The 17158-nt window shown below is 71.0% G+C and carries 19 protein-coding genes; 7 read left to right on the top strand and 12 right to left on the bottom strand.

What is annotated here, in order from left to right; genetic code table 11:
- Positions 1-8 precede the first annotated feature (8 nt).
- On the bottom strand, positions 9-377 hold the full coding sequence (locus tag ACIOD2_RS03985) for a VOC family protein (RefSeq protein WP_400534068.1): 369 nt from the start codon (positions 375-377) through the stop codon (positions 9-11).
- Positions 377-787, bottom strand: coding sequence for a nuclear transport factor 2 family protein (locus ACIOD2_RS03980; RefSeq protein ID WP_400534066.1), 411 nt, complete (start codon positions 785-787; stop codon positions 377-379). Before ACIOD2_RS03980 ends, ACIOD2_RS03985 begins: the two co-directional genes overlap by 1 nt.
- A 105-nt stretch (positions 788-892) precedes the next feature.
- Between ACIOD2_RS03980 and ACIOD2_RS03975 the strand changes: the two genes are divergently transcribed.
- Together ACIOD2_RS03975 and ACIOD2_RS03970 are read left to right on the top strand one after the other, a co-directional pair.
- Positions 893-1333: a MarR family winged helix-turn-helix transcriptional regulator gene (locus ACIOD2_RS03975; protein ID WP_400534064.1), complete on the top strand. Its 441-nt coding sequence runs from the start codon at positions 893-895 to the stop codon at positions 1331-1333.
- Positions 1334-1439: 106 nt separating this feature from the next.
- Entirely contained in the window at positions 1440-2420 is a 981-nt protein-coding gene (locus ACIOD2_RS03970; RefSeq protein ID WP_400534061.1) for a malate dehydrogenase, read from the top strand.
- A 52-nt stretch (positions 2421-2472) separates the two neighbouring features.
- Here ACIOD2_RS03970 and ACIOD2_RS03965 read toward each other — a convergent pair whose 3' ends face one another.
- Complete coding sequence (locus tag ACIOD2_RS03965) at positions 2473-3348, bottom strand: virginiamycin B lyase (RefSeq protein ID WP_400534058.1); 876 nt, start codon at positions 3346-3348, stop codon at positions 2473-2475.
- Positions 3349-3445: 97 nt separating this feature from the next.
- Here ACIOD2_RS03965 and ACIOD2_RS03960 point away from each other — a divergent pair, with 97 nt between their 5' ends.
- The gene (locus tag ACIOD2_RS03960; RefSeq protein ID WP_400534055.1) at positions 3446-4024 is read left to right on the top strand and encodes a ClpP family protease; all 579 of its coding nucleotides are present in this window, start codon (positions 3446-3448) and stop codon (positions 4022-4024) included.
- Positions 4025-4101: 77 nt separating this feature from the next.
- Complete coding sequence (locus ACIOD2_RS03955) at positions 4102-4782, top strand: SGNH/GDSL hydrolase family protein (protein ID WP_400534052.1); 681 nt, start codon at positions 4102-4104, stop codon at positions 4780-4782.
- A gap of 309 nt (positions 4783-5091) precedes the next feature.
- Here the strand turns inward: ACIOD2_RS03955 and ACIOD2_RS03950 are convergent, their stop codons facing one another.
- From ACIOD2_RS03950 to ACIOD2_RS03935, 4 genes are all read right to left on the bottom strand, one after another.
- Positions 5092-7146: a M3 family metallopeptidase gene (locus ACIOD2_RS03950; RefSeq protein WP_400534049.1), complete on the bottom strand. Its 2055-nt coding sequence runs from the start codon at positions 7144-7146 to the stop codon at positions 5092-5094.
- A gap of 92 nt (positions 7147-7238) precedes the next feature.
- Complete coding sequence (locus tag ACIOD2_RS03945; RefSeq protein ID WP_400534046.1) at positions 7239-7958, bottom strand: histidine phosphatase family protein; 720 nt, start codon at positions 7956-7958, stop codon at positions 7239-7241.
- A gap of 351 nt (positions 7959-8309) precedes the next feature.
- On the bottom strand, positions 8310-9152 hold the full coding sequence (locus ACIOD2_RS03940) for an undecaprenyl-diphosphate phosphatase (RefSeq protein ID WP_400534043.1): 843 nt from the start codon (positions 9150-9152) through the stop codon (positions 8310-8312).
- Between the two features lies 1 nt (position 9153).
- A complete protein-coding gene (locus tag ACIOD2_RS03935; protein WP_400534040.1) occupies positions 9154-10191 on the bottom strand; it encodes an LLM class F420-dependent oxidoreductase in 1038 nt (345 codons plus the stop codon).
- Between the two features lie 87 nt (positions 10192-10278).
- Between ACIOD2_RS03935 and ACIOD2_RS03930 the strand changes: the two genes are divergently transcribed.
- From ACIOD2_RS03930 to ACIOD2_RS03920, 3 genes are all read left to right on the top strand, one after another.
- Positions 10279-11247 carry an aldo/keto reductase gene (locus ACIOD2_RS03930; RefSeq protein WP_400534038.1) on the top strand — a complete coding sequence of 323 codons (969 nt, stop codon included), beginning with the start codon at positions 10279-10281 and terminating at the stop codon, positions 11245-11247.
- A 118-nt stretch (positions 11248-11365) separates the two neighbouring features.
- Positions 11366-12373 (top strand): YncE family protein, encoded by a 1008-nt coding sequence (locus ACIOD2_RS03925; RefSeq protein WP_400534035.1) that lies wholly within the window; start codon positions 11366-11368, stop codon positions 12371-12373.
- The gene (locus ACIOD2_RS03920; RefSeq protein ID WP_323327957.1) at positions 12370-12594 is read left to right on the top strand and encodes a DUF5703 family protein; all 225 of its coding nucleotides are present in this window, start codon (positions 12370-12372) and stop codon (positions 12592-12594) included. Before ACIOD2_RS03925 ends, ACIOD2_RS03920 begins: the two co-directional genes overlap by 4 nt.
- 264 nt (positions 12595-12858) lie before the next feature.
- On the opposite strand, the gene ACIOD2_RS03915 is transcribed toward ACIOD2_RS03920, so the two are convergent.
- The 5 genes from ACIOD2_RS03915 to ACIOD2_RS03895 are packed head-to-tail and all read right to left on the bottom strand — an operon-like array spanning position 12859 to position 16970.
- Complete coding sequence (locus ACIOD2_RS03915) at positions 12859-13356, bottom strand: DUF2975 domain-containing protein (protein WP_400534032.1); 498 nt, start codon at positions 13354-13356, stop codon at positions 12859-12861.
- Positions 13357-13387: 31 nt separating this feature from the next.
- Positions 13388-14134 carry an SRPBCC domain-containing protein gene (locus tag ACIOD2_RS03910; RefSeq protein ID WP_400534031.1) on the bottom strand — a complete coding sequence of 249 codons (747 nt, stop codon included), beginning with the start codon at positions 14132-14134 and terminating at the stop codon, positions 13388-13390.
- Between the two features lies 1 nt (position 14135).
- Positions 14136-14723 carry an ArsR/SmtB family transcription factor gene (locus ACIOD2_RS03905; RefSeq protein ID WP_400534028.1) on the bottom strand — a complete coding sequence of 196 codons (588 nt, stop codon included), beginning with the start codon at positions 14721-14723 and terminating at the stop codon, positions 14136-14138.
- Between the two features lie 31 nt (positions 14724-14754).
- On the bottom strand, positions 14755-15648 hold the full coding sequence (locus ACIOD2_RS03900; RefSeq protein ID WP_400534025.1) for an alpha/beta fold hydrolase: 894 nt from the start codon (positions 15646-15648) through the stop codon (positions 14755-14757).
- The gene (locus tag ACIOD2_RS03895) at positions 15648-16970 is read right to left on the bottom strand and encodes a M20/M25/M40 family metallo-hydrolase (RefSeq protein ID WP_400534022.1); all 1323 of its coding nucleotides are present in this window, start codon (positions 16968-16970) and stop codon (positions 15648-15650) included. The genes ACIOD2_RS03900 and ACIOD2_RS03895 overlap by 1 nt, the downstream gene beginning before the upstream one ends.
- Between the last annotated feature and the right edge of the window lie 188 nt (positions 16971-17158).

The following is a 17158-nucleotide window of genomic DNA, read 5'->3' as shown; positions in this document are numbered from 1 at the left end:
CTCCCCTCTCAGGCCCGCGTGAGCAGTTCCATGTTGTGGCCGTCGGGGTCGGCGAAGTAGACACCCCGGCCCCCGGACTCGTGGTTGATCTCGCCCGGCACGCGGTGGAACGGGTCGGCCCAGAACCGCACCCCGGCCACCCGCAGCCGCGACATCGCCGCGTCGAACTCCCGGTCGCCCACGAGGAACGCGTAGTGCTGCCCGTGCACTTCGCCCTCGGCGGTCGCGAAGTCCAGCGTGACGCCGTTCGCGACCGGCAGCGGCCGGAACGGCCCGTCCACCGGGCCCACCGGCAGCCCGAGGATCCCGGCGAGGAACTCCGCCGACGCCTCACGGTCCGTCGCCCACACGATCGTGTGATTCAGTTCCACGCTCATCACGCGGCACCCTTCCCGGCGGGCGTGAACGGCGGCGGTCCGCCGATCGCGCTGAGGTGGATGCCGGCCAGCCGCCACTCGCCGCCCTCACGCACCAGGACGTGCGTGGCGCGGAACTTCCCGTCCGCCGGGTTGCCCTTGAAGGACGCGGTCTGCTCGTGGACGCCGATCGCGATCGCCGTGCCGCCGAACTCCCGCACCTCGACGTCGTGCCAGTCGAGGGACTTCGTGACCAGTTCGCCGGTGCGGTAGCGCGCCAGCCACTGCGGCCGGTCCAGCACGAACCCGACCGGCCCGACCAGCCGGAACCCGTCGGTGACCAAGGCGCCCAGCGCTTCGGTGTCCCCGCGCACCTCGGCGTCCGCCCAGCGGCGTCCCAAGGCCTTGACCTGCTCTTCGGTGCTGCTCATGATCTCGCTCTCCGCCCGTCGGTGACTTGATGGAGCAAACGTTAGAAGTCTAACCGTTAGATGTCAAACGCTTAGACCTCTCGTCTTCTGCGGTACGGTCACCCCGTGCCACCACCCACCACCGCCCCCATCGGCGTCGTCCTCGCCCGCACCGCCAAAACCGCCGCGCGCGCCTTCGACCACGTCCTCGCCACCGCCGGCAGCTCCCAGCCGATCTGGCAGATCCTCATCTCCCTCAAGACCAGAACCGTCGCCAACCAGCGCGAACTCGCCAACGCCGTCGGCATCCAGGGCGCCACCCTCACCCACCACCTCAACGGCATGGAGACCACCGGCCTCGTCACCCGCCGCCGCGACCCCGGCAACCGACGCATCCACGTCGTCGAACTCACCGACCAGGGCGAGCAGCTCTTCCACCACCTCGCCACCGCCGCCATCGCCCACGACAAACGCCTCCGCGCCGGCTTCACCGACGACGAAATCACCCTCCTCGCGAGCCTCCTGCACCGCCTCGCCGCCAACGTCACCGACGAACCCACCCCGTGAATCGATCCAGCGAGAGTGACTGGACGCACCCGTACGGCCACCACGGAGAGGGATAGGCTCCAAGGCACAAGCCAAAGTCGTCTCAAAAGCAAGCTGGAGTAGCGCTATGACCCAAGCCCCCGTCAACGTGACCGTCACCGGCGCCGCCGGCCAGATCGGCTACGCGCTGCTCTTCCGCATCGCGTCCGGTCAGCTCCTCGGCCAGGACGTCCCGGTGAAGCTGCGGCTCCTCGAGATCCCGCAGGCGGTCAAGGCGGCCGAGGGCACCGCCATGGAGCTCGACGACGGCGCCTTCCCGCTCCTGGCCGGCATCGACATCTTCGACGACCCCAAGCAGGCCTTCGAAGGCACCAACATCGCCCTGCTCGTCGGCGCCCGCCCCCGCAGCAAGGGCATGGAGCGCGGCGACCTCCTCGAGGCCAACGGCGGCATCTTCAAGCCCCAGGGCGAAGCCATCAACGCCGGCGCCGCCTCCGACATCAAGGTTCTCGTCGTCGGCAACCCGGCCAACACCAACGCCCTCATCGCCCAGTCGCACGCCCCCGACGTGCCGGCCGACCGCTTCACCGCGATGACCCGCCTCGACCACAACCGCGCACTCGCCCAGCTCTCCAAGAAGCTCGGCGTCTCCGTCACCGAGATCAAGAAGCTCGCCATCTGGGGCAACCACTCCGCCACCCAGTACCCCTCGGTCCAGCACGCCGAAGTCGCCGGCAAGAGCGTCGAGGTCGACCAGGCCTGGCTCGAGAGCGACTTCATCCCGACCGTCGCCAAGCGCGGCGCGGCGATCATCGAGGCCCGCGGCCTCTCCTCGGCCGCCTCGGCCGCGTCCGCCGCCATCGACCACGTCTACACCTGGGTCAACGGCACCGCCGACGGCGACTGGACCTCCGCCGCGGTCGTCTCCGACGGCTCCTACGGCGTCCCCGAGGGCATCATCTCCTCGTTCCCGGTCACCGCCGCGGGCGGCGAGTACAAGATCGTCCAGGGCCTCGAGATCGACGAGTTCTCCCGCGCCCGCATCGACGCCTCCGTCGCGGAGCTCGTCGAGGAGCGCGACACCGTGCAGAAGCTCGGCCTCATCTGAGCCGTGGTGTGAAAAGGGCCGCCGTCCCGTGTGGACGGCGGCCCTTTTCGCGTCAGTACGGGATCCGCGCGAGCTTTCCGATCTCCAGCGCCGTCCACAGTGCACCGTCGGGCCCCACGGCGATCCCGTGCGGCTCCGACCCCGGCGTCGGCAGCTCCAGCTCCGTGACCCCGCCGTCCACCGCGACGCGGGCGACCCGGTTCGCACCCCACAACGTCACCCACAACGCGCCGTCCCCACCCGCGACGATCGCGTGCGGCCGCGAAGCACGGTCCGGCAACGGGAACTCGACGACACTGCCGTCGACGTCGATCCGGCCCACCTGACCGGCACCGATCTCCACGAACCACAGCGCACCGTCCGGCCCGGCCGTGAGACCCACCGGCGCCGCCGCCTCGGTCGGCACCGGGTACACCGAAACCTCGCCGTCCGTCGTGATGCGACCGATGGCGTTCGCCTGGTTCAGGGTGAACCACAACGCCCCGTCGGAACCCGTGGTGATCATCGACGGGTAAGCACCTTCGACCGGCAGCGGAAACTCCGTGACCTCACCGTCCACGGTGATCCGGCCGATCCGGCCCGCGTTGATCTCCGTGAACCACAAGGCCCCGTCCGGCCCCGCCGCGATGCCGTACGGCCCGGACTCCGGCGTCGGCACCGCGAACGACGACACCGCACCGGACGTCGTGATCCGCCCGATCCGGTGCCCCTGGTACTCCGTGAACCACAACGCACCGTCCGGCCCCGCCGTGATCACCGTCGGCCCGGTCGACGCGGGTTCCAGCTGGAACGACGTCGTCGTGCCGTCAGCACCCAGCCGGCCGATCTGTCCGCTGTGGACCAGCGTGAACCACAACGCGCCATCGGGCCCGGTCACGATCCCGTACGGCCCCGCACCCGGCACCGGGAACTCCTCGATCGACGGCATACCGCACCCCCATCCTGGTGATCGCCCGGAGCGAAACTCGCACGCCCACAGCGAACGACGATCACCACCACACCCCCAGCACCCTACGGTCGGCCCCATGACCGTTCTCGCCGTACCCGACATGCAGGCACCCGGCCAGTCCTTCAACGACTCCGTCAGCGAACAGCTCCTGCGCGACCGCATCGTCTTCCTCGGCACCGAAGTCACCGACGAAGTCGCCAACCGGATCGTCGCCCAGCTGCTCCTGCTCGCCGCCGACGACCCCGCGAAGGACATCACCTTCTACATCAACTCACCCGGCGGCTCCGTCACCGCCGGCATGGCCATCTACGACACCATGCAGCTCGTCAAACCGGACGTCTCCACCTGGGGCCTCGGCTTCGTCGCGTCCATGGGCCAGTTCCTGCTCTCCTCCGGCACCCCCGGCAAGCGCTACCTGCTGCCCAACACCCGCGTCGTCATGCACCAGCCCTCCGCCGGCATCGGCGGCGCCGCCGCCGACATCGCCATCCAGGCCGAAGTGTTCGGCAAGATGAAGCGCCGCATGGCCGAACTCACCGCGCAGCAGACCGGCCAGACCGTCGAACGGATCACCGCCGACGCCGACCGCGACCGCTGGTTCGACGCCGACGAAGCCCTCGCCTACGGCTTCGTCGACCGCATCGTCACCGCCTGAGAGTCACTGACACGCCCTGGCGGGGGACGCCAGCGCGCTGTGCGTCCCCCGCCAGCGGCCCCCACCAGGCTCGACCCATGACGATCACCCTGAAGCCGGACAGCACCGTGATGTTCACCGGCGACTCCATCACCGACCTCTGGCGACCCGACGGCGCCGACCGCTGCGGCTACCCCGCCCTCGTCGCCGGCGAATGGTGCTTCCGCCACCCCGGCCGGCCCCTCACCTGGCTCAACACCGGGCACGCCGGCGACAAGGTGCAGGACCTCGAAGCCCGCTGGCAGGCCGACGTCCTCGACGCCCGCCCCGACGTCGTCTCGATCCTCGTCGGAACCAACGACAACGCCTGGCACACCCTCGACCCACGAGGACGCGTCATCTCCGCCGACGAGTTCGCCGCGGGCTACAACCGCCTCCTCGCACCCCTCGCTAACACCGGCACGCAGGTCGTCCTCATCGAGCCGTTCCTCCTGCCGGTCCACGGCGTCATCGAGGCCGGAGTCCACCACGACGGCAAACCCCGCGGCGTGCGCATCGGCCCGGACCAGCGAGCGGACTGGCGCGCGACCCTCGACCCGAAGATCCAGGCCGTGCGGGAACTCGCCGCCGCCTACGACGCCCACCTGCTCGACGCCGACCGGTTGTTCACCACCCTCGCCCGGACGACCGAACCGGAACACTGGTCCGCGGACGGAGTGCATCCGACACCGGCGGGCCACGCCGCACTCGCGGAAGCCTGGCTCCGCTTGGTGGACTGACACCCGCCGGTCTGTGCGTTGTTTTCGTGGCTGGCCCTGGGTTTCTCAAAACCGGGCCGAAGTATAGGGCGTTATACACTTAAAGATCGGATAGCGGCGATGGTCCGGCGAGACCATTTGCAGCGGGCCGCCGCCATCTCCTCGCCACCGTCGGCGGCCACTTGATCCTCGACGGCGTCCCGGCGCATCGCGATGGGCTCTCGTCGAGCGACCGGCGCCGCCCCTCCCCTGCCCTGCCGGTTTGAAGCAGTACTGCCGGGCGACTTTCACGAAGTCGCCCGGCAGTATAGGGCGTTATACAGTTGAGAATCAGACTCCGTTGATGCCCCGGCGGGTCAGCAGCGGCTCGATCTCGGGGTCGCGGCCTCGGAAGGCGCGGAAGGCGTCCATCGGGTCGACGCTGCCGCCCTTCCCCAGCAGGGTGCGGCGGAAGTGGTCGCCGTTCTCCCTGGTCAGGCCACCACTCTCCCGGAACCACTGGACGGTGTCGGCGTCGAGGACCTCACTCCAGATGTAGGAGTAGTACCCGGCGCTGTAGCCGCCGCTGAAGATGTGGGCGAAGTAGGTGGTGCGGTAGCGCGGCGGGACGCTTTCGAGCGCGACACCGGCCTTCACGAGGGCGTCGGTCTCGAAGCGCTGCACCTCCGCCACGCGGTCGTCGACGCCGAGGCCGTGCCAGGCCTGGTCGAGCAGGGACGCCGCGAGGTATTCGGTGGTGGAGAAGCCTTCGCCGTACTGCTGGGCGGCGAGGAGCTTCTCGACCTGGTCGGCGGGCAGGGGCTCGCCGGTGACGTGGTGCTTGGCGTAGTGGGCCAGGACCTCCGGCCAGAGCATCCACATCTCGTTGACCTGGGACGGGTATTCGACGAAGTCGCGGGGCACGTTGGTGCCGGAGAACGTCGGGTAGCGCACCGCCGACAGCAGGGCGTGCAGTGCGTGCCCGAACTCGTGGAACGCGGTGACAACCTCGTCGAAGGTCAGCAGGGTGGGCTCCCCCGCCGGCGGCTTGTTCACGTTGAGGACGTTCACCACGACCGTGCGGTCGCCGAGCAGGTCGGACTGGTCGACGAAGGTGTTCATCCAGGCGCCGCCGCGCTTGGCGTCGCGGGTGTAGAGGTCGAGCAGGTACAGGCCCAGCGGGCTGCCGTCGGTGTCGAAGACCTCGAAGGTCCGGACCTCCGGGTGGTAGACGGGCAGGTCGTGCCGTTCGGTGAAGCTCAGGCCGTACAGCTTGTTCGCGGCGTAGAAGACGCCGTCGAGGTAAACGCGGTCGGCCTCGAAGTACGGCCGCAGCGCCTCGGTGTCGACGTCGAAACGCTCACGGCGGACCTGGGCGGCGTAGTACGGCCAGTCCGACGGGAGCAGCTTCGCGCCCGGGACGTCGGCCTCCAGCAGCTGCTGCAGTTCCGCGGCCTCGGTGCGGGCGTTCGCGACGGCCGCGGGCGCCAGGCGCTCGAGCAGGCCTGCGGCGGCTTCGGCGGTCTTCGCCGTCTCGTCCGCGATGATGTACGCGGCGTGGTTCGGGTAGCCCAGCAGCGCGGCGCGTTCGGCCCGCAGGTGCGCGATCTCGGCGACGACGGCGTTGTTGTCGAAGTCGTTGCCGCGGTTGCCCCGCGCCATCGAGGCGGTGTGGATGCGCGCGCGGACGTCCCGGTCGCTCAGCGTCTCCAGGGGCGAGGCCTGGCTGGTCGGCAGGGTCAGGTTGATGACGTACTTGCCCGCCTCGCCGCGGGCGGTCGCCGCCTCGGCCGCGGTGGCGACCGCGCCGTCGCCGAAGCCGGCCAGCTCGGCGCGGTCGCCGATGACGACGGCCAGCTCGTTGGTGTCCTTGAGCAGGTTCTGCTGGAACTTGGTCTGCAGCGTCGAAAGCTGCCCGTTGAGCTCGCGCAGGCGGGCCTGTTCGGCCTCGCCCAGCCCGGCGCCGGCGCGGCTGAAGTCGGTGTGACGGCGTTCGAGCAGCCGCAGCGACTCCGTGTCCAGCCCCAGTTCCGCACGCCGCGTGTGGAGCGCGTCGATCCGGGCGAACAGCCGCGGGTTGAGGTGGATCGCGTCGTGGTGGGCGGCCAGCTTCGGCGCGAACTCGGCCTGGATGGCCTGCAGCTCGTCGGTGCTGTTGGAGCCGGCCAGGTTGTAGAACACGCTCGCCACGCGGCTGAGCAGCTCACCGGCGCGTTCGAGGGCCACCACGGTGTTGTCGAACGTCGGCTCGGCGTCCTGCGCCGCGATCTGCTCGATCTCGGCCGCGTGCTCGGTCAGGCCCGCTTCGAACGCGGGGCGGTAGTGCTCGTCGGAGATCCGGTCGAAGGGCGGCAGGGCGTAGGGCAGGTCGCTCGGTGCGGCGAACGGATTGTCCGGCGAAATCATCGGGGCAGGCTCCTGGTCGGGGAAACACTCGGTCTCGCCACCCTACGGGCTCCCCCGGTGACGATGTCAGCGCTTTCCGTAGGTGGCCCGGGTCACCGGCCGGTGGTACCGCCGACCACGGCGTCACTGCTCGCGGCGTCCTTGCCGGCCTTTTTGCCCCGTTTCGCGGGCTTCGGCGCCGGCGGCACGATGCCGCTCAAGTCGGCGCTGTGGTCGTTGACCCGCAGGACGAACGGCCGGGTCTCGGTGTAGCGCACGACCGAGATCGACGACGGGTCGACGACGATCCGCTGGAAGGCGTCGAGGTGCTGGCCGAGGGCGTCGGCGATGATGGACTTGATCACATCGCCGTGGCTGCACAGCAGCCACACGGCGTGGTCGCCGTGCTCGGCGGCGATCCGGCGGTCGTGGGCCCGGACGGCGGCCACCGAGCGGGCCTGCATCTGCGCGAGCCCCTCACCGCCGGGGAACACCGCGGCGGACGCGTGCGCCTGCACCACGCGCCAGAGCGGTTCCTTGGCGAGGTGCTTGAGCTCCTTGCCGGTCCAGTCGCCGTAGTCCACTTCGGACAGTCCGGGCTCGACGACCTTCTCGATCCCCCGCGCCGCCAGCAGCGGCGCGACGGTCTGCTTGCACCGCAGCATCGGCGACACGACGACACCGGCCAGCGGGACGCCGTCGAGCCGCTCGACGAGCTTCTCGGCCTGGCCCCGGCCGGTGTCGTCGAGGTTCACCTTCGGGGACCGGCCGGCGAGAACGCCGGATCCGTTGGCCGTCGACTTGCCGTGCCTGACCAGAATGACCGTACTCACAGGCCCCACCCTACGTTGCCGCCGATCATCCTCCCGGGTGATGGGCGGCAACACAGCCGACCCGCGGCGATCGGCCGGTGACAACGGCGCCCGCTCGCCAGGCGCCACGGGCTACCGGTGCGGCGGTCGTTGCGGACAGTGCGTTGACCGCTCCGGTTCGTGAGCCGGCTCCCCAGTCGGTGGGCGACGACACACCGCCCGCCACCCCGACCGGAACGGCCGACACGCGGGAGGACCGCGGCGTGCCGACCGTTCCTGGGGAAGTCACAGCTCCGGCGCGGGAACGCGGGGGAACCCGCGCCGAAGGTCCCGGGACGGCAACGCGGGGAGACCCTCGCGCCGCCGACCGGATCAGCTGCCGACCGGGCCCGCGTTCGGGTCCAGGGCGCCGGTGAAGATGAGCACGAACAGCAGCACACCCAGGACCAGGCGGTAGATCACGAACGGGACGAAGCTGCGCTTCTTGATGTAGGCCATCAGCCAGGCGATCACGATGTAGCCGACGCCGAAGGCGACCAGCGTGGCCAGGATCGTCGGGCCCCACTGGGCCGGTACCGCGCCCGAGCCGATGTCCTTGAGCTTGTACACCCCCGACCCGAACACCGCGGGCAGCGCGAGCAGGAACGAGTACTCGGCCGCGTCGGCGCGGGTGTAGCCCATCAGCAGGCCCGCGCTGGTCGTGCCGCCCGAACGGGAGACGCCCGGGATCAGCGCCAGCGCCTGGGCGAAGCCGAAGCCGAGCCCGTGCGGCACGTTGAGGTCGTCCAGGCCGCGGTCCTGCTTCCCGATCCGGTCCGCGACCAGCAGGATCAGGCCGAACACGATGAGCACGGTCGCGGTGATCCGCAGGTCGCGGAACGCGCTGTCGATGGCGTCCTGCAGCAGCAGGCCAAGCACCACGATCGGCAGCGAGCCGACGATGATCAGCCAGCCCAGCCGGGCGTCCGGGTCGTGGCGCCAGTCCGGCTTGTAGAGCGAGAAGAACCAGGCCTGCAGGATCTTCCCGATCTTCTTGCCGAAGTAGAGGATCACCGCGAGCTCGGTGCCGATCTGGGTGACGGCGGTGAACGCCGCCCCCGGGTCGTCCCAGCCGACGAGCGCCGCGACGATCCGCAGGTGCGCGCTCGACGAGATCGGCAGGAACTCCGTCAGCCCCTGGACCAGGCCCAGGACGAGCGCTTCGAACCACCCCACGTCAGGCCACCCCCGCCAGCTCGAGCGCCTCGACGGCCGTGGTCAGCGCGGCTGCCGGGTCGGGGCTGAACGGCGACACCGACAGGGTCGTCACGCCGGCTTCGGCGAATTGGCTCATCTTCTCCGCGATCCGTTCCTTGGGACCCAGCAGCGACGTCGCGTCTAGGAACTCCAGCGGCACCGCCGCCATCGCCCCCGCCCGGTCGCGGGCCAGGTACTTCTCCTGCACTTCGGCCGCCTCGGCCTCGAAGCCCATGCGGCAGGCCAGCTGGTTGTAGAAGTTCTTCTCCCGGCTGCCCATGCCACCGAGGTAGAGCGCCGCGTACCCGCGGACGGCGTCCGCGCAGGCCCGCCAGTCGTCGCCGACGACCAGCGGCACGGTCGGGACGACGTCGAAGCCGTCCATCGACCGCCCGGCCGCCTCGGCACCGGCCCGGATCTGCGCCAGCTGCTCCCCCGCGTGGGCGGGCGAGAAGAAGACGGGCAGCCAGCCGTCGGCGATCTCGCCGGTCAGAGCCAAGTTCTTCGGCCCGATCGCGGCCAGGTACAGCGGGATGTGCTTGCGCGCCGGGCGGACGGTCAGCCGCAGCGCCTTGCCGGGCCCGTCCGGCAGCGGGAGCGTGAAGTGCTCCCCCTCGAACTTCACCCGTTCCCGGCGCAGCGCCGAGCGCACGATCGAGACGTACTCACGGGTGCGGCCCAGCGGCGAGGCGAACCGCACGCCGTGCCAGCCCTCGGACACCTGCGGTCCGGACACGCCGAGGCCCAGGCGGAACCGGCCGCCCGAGAGCGTGTCGAGGGTGGCGGCGGTCATCGCCGTCATCGCCGGGGTCCGGGCCGGGATCTGCAGCACCGCGGCGCCGACGTCGATCCGCGACGTCTGCGCCGCGATCCACGAGAGCACCGTCACCGCGTCCGAGCCGTAGGCCTCAGCCGCCCATACGACGGCGTAACCCAGGTCGTCCGCTTGTTTCGCCAGGGCCAGGTTCGCGGGGTCGTTCCCCGCTCCCCAGTAGCCGAGATTCAGTCCGAGTCGCACGGGGCCAGACCCTAACGGGGGCCCTTGTGGGCGACACGACTCACCTTGGTCAGGTCGGAGCGGGGCGGCCCACTAGGCTCGGCGGTCGTGGAAAAGCGACAGCTGGGCCGCTCGGGACTGCGGGTCTCGCGAATGGCGCTCGGCACCATGACCTGGGGTGGCGACACCGACGCGGAGGAAGCGGCGAGCCAGCTGGTCGCCTTCGTCGACGCCGGCGGCACCCTGGTGGACACCGCCGACATCTACGGCGAGGGTGAGGCCGAACGGGTGCTCGGCTCACTTCTGGGTGATCTCGTACCGCGCGACGACGTCGTTCTCGCGACGAAGGCCGTCGCCCGCCGCACCGACGGCCCGTTCGGCGGCGGTGCCTCCCGCGGCGCCCTGCTCTCCGCCCTCGACGGCTCGCTGAAACGCCTCGGCACCGACCACGTCGACCTCTGGCAGCTGCACGCGTGGGACTCGACCGTGCCGGTCGCCGAAACCCTCGCCGCGCTCGAGTACGCCGTCAACAGCGGGAAGGCCCGCTACGTCGGCGTCTCCAACTACTCCGGCTGGCAGCTGGCCACGGCCGCCGCCGGGGCCGCCGCGGTCGCGCCGCTGGTCTCCACCCAGGTCGAGTACTCGCTGCTGGAACGCGGGGTGGACCGCGAGGTCGTGCCCGCCGCCGAGCACCACGGCATCGGGCTGCTGCCCTGGGCGCCGCTCGGGCGCGGGGTGCTGACCGGCAAGTACCGCACCGGCACGCCGGCCGACTCCCGCGGCGCCTCAAGCGTGTTCGCCGGGTACGTCGAGCACCACCGCACCGACCGCGCCGCGCGGATCGTGCAGGCGGTCGCGACCGCCGCCGACGGGCTCGGGACGTCCCCACTCGCGGTCGCGCTGGCCTGGGTCCGCGACCGGCCCGGCGTGGTCGCCCCGGTCGTCGGCGCCCGCGACACCGGCCAGCTCACCGGCTCGCTGACGGCGGAGGAGATCACCCTGCCGCCCGCCATCCGGTCGGCGCTGGACGACGTCAGCGCGATCGAGGTCGGGTACCCGGAACGCTGGCCCCGATGATCGACACGGTGATCAACACCACGGCAGGTGTCTGTTGGGTGACATGCACGTGACGGCAGAACGATCGTGGAGGATGCTGGTGAGGACTGTCCGCCGAGGAAAAACCGGAGGCCCCAACGTGCGTCGGCTCACCGCCGCGTCGCGGATCGCGATCCCGCTCGCCGGTGTTCTGGTGCTCTCGGGCTGCTCCTCGGCCAAGTCGGACAGCGACGACCTGCAGATCGTCGCGAACCCGGTGGCCGCGCAGGCCGCCGTCTCCCCCGCCGTCACGGTGCAGCCCGCCGGCCAGGTGCTGCCCGGCGCCGCCGTTTCCGCGGTGGCCGTTTCGGGATCGACCCTGGTCGTCGCTCTTGCTCAGCAGCCGTCTTTGCAGCTCTACGACTTGAACGCGCTCGCGTCACCCCCGGTGAGTATGCCGTTATACGGCAAGGCCACGCGGCTGACCGTGGCGCCGGGACGGGTGGAGATCGCCGAGCCGGATCAGGGTGTCGTGCAGCAGCTGACGTTGCCGGACCGGAAGCTCACGGAGACGAAGACGGGCGGGCAGCCGTCGTCGAGCATCGCCTACGGCGCCGATCGGCTGGTCGCGATGGGCGCGGCGAAGGACATCCAGGTGCTGCCCGCGAACGGTCCCGCGCGGACGATCGGCGGGCAGATCTACAGCGCCGACGACGTGCTGGCGTCCGGGAACGGTGTCGTGGTGCTCGACCGGCTGCGGACGGCCGTGTTCTCCGTGGACGTCGCGGGCGGCAAGATCAACGAGGGCCTGCGGGCGGGTGACGGCGCCGCCAACGCGGTCGCGGACTCCTACGGCCGGATCCTGGTGACGGACGCGCGCGCGGGCGCGCTGATCGCGTTCTCGGCGTCACCGCTGATCATGCGGCAGCGGTTCCCGGTGCCGGGTGGCGCGTACGGGATCGCCTACGACGCGAAGCGGAGCCTCGCCTGGGTGACGCTGACGGAACGCAACGAAGTGGTCGGGTTCGACGTCCGCGGCGGCGAACCAGTGGAGAAGTACCGGTTCCCCACCGTCCGCCAACCGGACTCGGTGGGGGTCGACGACCAGAGCGGCCGGGTGATCATCGGCTCCGCCGCCGGAGAAGGGACCCAGGTGATCCAGCCATGACGACGGTCAGCGAGGCGGTGGTCGAAGGGGATTGGGAGTACCGCCGCCTGCACCTTCCCCCGGGCGTGTCCCGGCGTGCGGCGGCGATCCAGCTCTCCATCCACGCGGAGTTCGCGGGCTGGGAACTGCGGAACGTCCGGCTCTACGCCGACGGCACCCGCAGGGTCTGGCTGCGCCGCAAGAAGACGGCGGAAACCCTGCCCGCGGGCCTGCCCACCTGATCCCACGGGCTCCGGCCGACCTCGGGTGGACGCACCCGAGGGATTGAAGCTCGGCCGCTTCGGGGCCGATCGCCTCCACCGCTCGCTGGAGAGTCCTGGCCGCCGAACGTCCAGATTCCTCCATCGGCAACCTCCCCGACCAGCCCGAGCGCTGAGCCTGGCCAGCTGGTCTGCCCACCTGATCTCATTCCCGGCAAGTCCGTGAAGGCCACATTGAGGGACTCTGAGTCCCTCAATGTGGCCTTCACGGACATTTCAACCCCCTCAGACGACCCCGTCCAGTTCGGTGCGCAGGCCGATCGCCTTGACCAGCAGGTGCCGGCCGGCGAGCAGGAGGAGCACCGCCGCCGTGCCCACCGCGGCTGCCGCGGCCGTGCCGAGCCAGACGCCGATGACATCCATGCCGTCGGTGGGTGACGGGATGTCGGCGAGGGTCACGTAGACGAAGACCCCGGCGGTGACGACGGTCGCCCCCGCCGCGGCGCCGACCACGACGTTCGCCCACGGCAGCGCCGCACGCTCGAAGACCGCACCTCGGCCCGCCCGGCGCAGCAGCATTCCCAGGCCGACCAGGGCGACCTGGCCACAGACGACGAACAAGATCGCCGCCGCCACGAGTGGTATCCGGTGCGGTGCGAGCGGCGGGAACAGCTCGACCTGGTCGGCCGCCGAAGTCGGGATCACGACGATCTGGGCGTACAGGCCGACCAGGAACGCACAAGCGACGATGGCCTGCAGGGCGGCGACGAGTATTCGAGGCATGTATCGATATTCGATGCCTACCGCTCGAATGTCAATCGAACACGCGCACCAGCCAGCCGCTCCAGGCCTTTTCTTCGACTTCGGCGTCCGCGCCGGGGGTGAAGACGTGGTGGCCCGCGACCATCGCGCCTTGGAAGCCCCGGATGAACCGGTACATCGCGTCGGCCGTCCGGATCCCGACGGCCTGGTCGTTCACCGCGTAGACGACCCCCTCGGCCGGCACGCGGCCGTCCACGTCCAGCCGCACCCGATCGCCGAGCGCGGGCCGCGCGGGCAGGCCCAGTGCCGTGCCGAGCTTCGTCCAGGCCTCGTCCCAGTCCGGGATCTGCGGGCCGAACACCGTGATCGGCACCGCGGCGCGGCCGGCGAAGTGCGTGACGTACTCGACCAGCGTGCGGAAGAACAGCGCGCCGCCGGTGGTCATCGCCTCGAACTCGTCCTCCCAGTCGTCGCCGGGCAGGAAGCCGCTCGTGACGCACCGGATCACCGAGCTGCCGCCTTCGCGGCCCTCGATGAGGAACTCGTACCCGACACGACGGCCGTCGGGCGCGGGTTCGGTGCCGTAGACCAGCCGTTCGAGCGGATCCCACTCGCGGATCCCGAACTCCGGCTGGTAACCGCCGAAAGCGCCGCGGATCACGCCGCCGGTGCCGCCCTCGACCTCGTTGCGCCCCATGAACCACGAGTCGATGCCCGGCCCGGTGGCGATCGCCTCCCACAGCTGCTCCGGCGTCGCGTCGACCTCGGCGGTGTCGGTCAGCTCGAACTCGTGCCCCATGTCAGGATCCCTCCGGAACGCTCGGGTGCACGGCGACGACCACCCGGTGCTTGCGGCCCTTCTCGGCCGTCTCGTCGTGGTACTTCCCCACCAGCGTGGTGACGGCGGTCGCCAGCTCCTCGGCGAACGCGGCCCGGTCGGCCGGCGAGGCGAACCGCACCTCGCCGTCGAGGGCGAAGGTCGCGACCCGCTGGTTGGCCTTGGCGGCGCCGGTGATCAACAGGCCGACGTCCCGCACGAGCCGTCCGGCGACGGCGAGCAGCCAGCGGGCCGAGAGCCGGTCGGGCGACTGCGCCGGGTCCGGCTGCACGGCCGCGAGCGCCGTCGGCGAGATGACGTACGACGAGGCCGTCGCCCGCATCATCCGCTCGGTGACATTGCCCTTCCGCCGCTCCTCGACCAGCTCCACCAGGCCGTGCGCCTCCAGCGCCCGCAGGTGGTAGTTGACCTTCTGGCGCGGCAGGTCGACCCGCCCGGCCAGCATGGTCGCGGACGCGGGTTCGGCCAGCTCGGCCAGGAGCCGGGCCCGGATGGGGTCCAGCGACACCTCGGCCGCCGCCGGGTCTTCGATCACCGCCACGGAGAACATGCGCCCAGGATGCTTCCGAACAGAGAAGTTGTCAAGAACTCTCGTCTTGTCGGAAGCTTCGGTTCACGAGCGCGACCACCCGCGGCAGCACCTGCGGCGCGGCCTCCAGCGGCACGACGTGCCCGACTCCGGGCAGCACCACGGCCGTCCCCTCTTCGAGTCCGCCGACCCACTGCTCGACGTCGCCGGCCCGGACGATCCGATCCCGCTCCCCCACGATCGCCGTCACCGGCAGGCCGCTGACCTGCGTCAACGCTGCCTCGCGAGCGTAGGCGTCCAGCGCCGGGCGGAACAGTGCGACCGCGTGCGGCCAGTTGCCGCGGATCATCTTGACGGTCAGCTCGACCAGGTCCGGCTCGGGGTCGTCGCCGAAGAGCCACCACCGCAGGCCCGCGCTCACCGCCCGGCTCGTGCGCTCACGGACCACGCCGAACAGCTTCGAGCCCAGCACCGCCTCGAGGTCGCGGGCGAGCCGGCCCAGGGCGTTCGGCCAGGTCGCCGAGACCTCCGTCGCCAGCGTGCCCGACGACGTCGCCAGCAGCGCCAGCCCGGACACGCGGGCGCGGAACAGCTCCGGGTGCCGCTGGGACAGCGACATGATCGCCAGCCCGCCCATGTCGTGCCCGACCAGCACCACCCGGCCGTCCGGGACCTCGCGCTCCAGCAGCTCGGCGAGGTCGTCGCCGAGCTGGGCCATGGACGCCGTCCCGCGCCGCGCCCGCCCCGAGCCGCCGTGGCCGCGCTGGTCGTAGGTCAGCACGGCCACCGGGCCCTCGGCCGCGTCCGGGACCAGCGGCGCGATCCGGCCCCAGCTGCGCTGGTCGAGCGCGTAGCCGTGGACGAACACCACCGTCACCGGCGCGGCCGGGTCGCCCCTGCGGATCACCTGCAGGGGCGTGCCGTCGGCGAGCGCGAAGCCGGGCATCAGGACGTGCGCAGGAACCGGTCCAGCACGCGGGTGCCGAACTTGAGCGCCTCGACCGGGACGCGCTCGTCGACGCCGTGGAACAGCGCCGAGAAGTCGAGGTCCGCGGGCAGCTTGAGCGGCGCGAAGCCGAAGTTGCGGATGCCGAGGTCCTGGAAGGACTTCGCGTCGGTGCCGCCGGAAAGCATGTACGGCAACGTCTTCGCGCCCGGGTCCTCGGCCAGCACCGCCGCGGTCATCGCGTCGACGAGCGCGCCGTCGAAGGTCGTCTCGACCGGCGGGAGCTCCATCCACTCCTTCTCGATGTCCGGGCCGAGCAGCTCGTCGAGCTCGCGGTCGAACGCCTCCAGCCGGCCCGGCAGGATCCGGCAGTCCACCGACGCCTCGGCGACCGACGGGATGACGTTCGACTTGTAGCCGGCCGTGAGCATCGTCGGGTTCGCGGTGTCGCGCAGGGTCGCGCCGATCATCCGGGAGATGTTGCCCAGCTTGGCGACCGAGCCCTCGATGTCGTCCTCCGGGAAGTCCCATCCGGTGATCTCGGTGACCCCGGCGAGGAACTCCTTGACGGAGTCGGTGAGCACCAGCGGGAAGCGGTGGTTGCCGAGCTTCGCGACGGCCTCGGCCAGCTTCGTCACGGCGTTGTCGCGGTGGATCATCGAGCCGTGCCCGGCGGTGCCGCGCACGCGCAGCTTCATCCAGCGGATGCCCTTCTCCGCCGTCTCGATCAGGTAGGCGCGGACGTCGTCCTTCAGCGTGATCGAGAAGCCGCCGACCTCGCTGATCGCCTCGGTGACGCCCTCGAACAGCTCCGGCCGGTTCTCCACCAGCCACTGCGCGCCGTACTTGCCGCCGGCCTCTTCGTCGGCCAGGAAGGCGAACACCAGGTCGCGCGGCGGGACGATGTTGTTCATCTTGTAGTGGCGGGCCAGCGCGAGCGCCATCCCGCACATGTCCTTCATGTCGACCGCGCCGCGGCCCCAGACGTAGTCGTCCTGGACCGCACCGGAGAACGGGTGGACCGACCACTCGGACGGATCCGCGGGCACGACGTCGAGGTGGCCGTGGATCAGCAGGCCGCCCCGCGACCGGTCGGCGCCTTCGAGCCGGACGATCACGTTGTGCCGGTTCTTGCCGCCCGACTCGACGTAGGTGATCTCGTAGCCGGCGTCGGTCAGCTTCTCCGCGACGTACTCGGCCGCCACCCGCTCGCCGACCAGCGTGTCGGGGTCGCCGGTGTTGGTCGTGTCGATGCGGAGGAGCTCGCTGGTCAGCGTGACGGCCTCGGCCGCGGCGGCTTCGATGGTGTTCGGTTCGGTCACCCGGCCATTCCTATCACCCGGATGGCCGGGTGCGCTGGCCGCGCGTCTGCTGAGACGGTCGCGGGCCTCGGCGGAGACGTCGACCCACGACGGCGCGCAACGACCGCACCACGCTCCTCTCCGTGGCAAGCCCCGGGCGAGCCGGGTGATCACCTGCCGTGGAGGACTCGCTCGCGCGACATCCAGGG

Source organism: Amycolatopsis sp. NPDC088138, assembly GCF_044741685.1.
Lineage (GTDB): Bacteria > Actinomycetota > Actinomycetes > Mycobacteriales > Pseudonocardiaceae > Amycolatopsis.
This window is presented reverse-complemented; position numbering and strand designations above follow the sequence as displayed.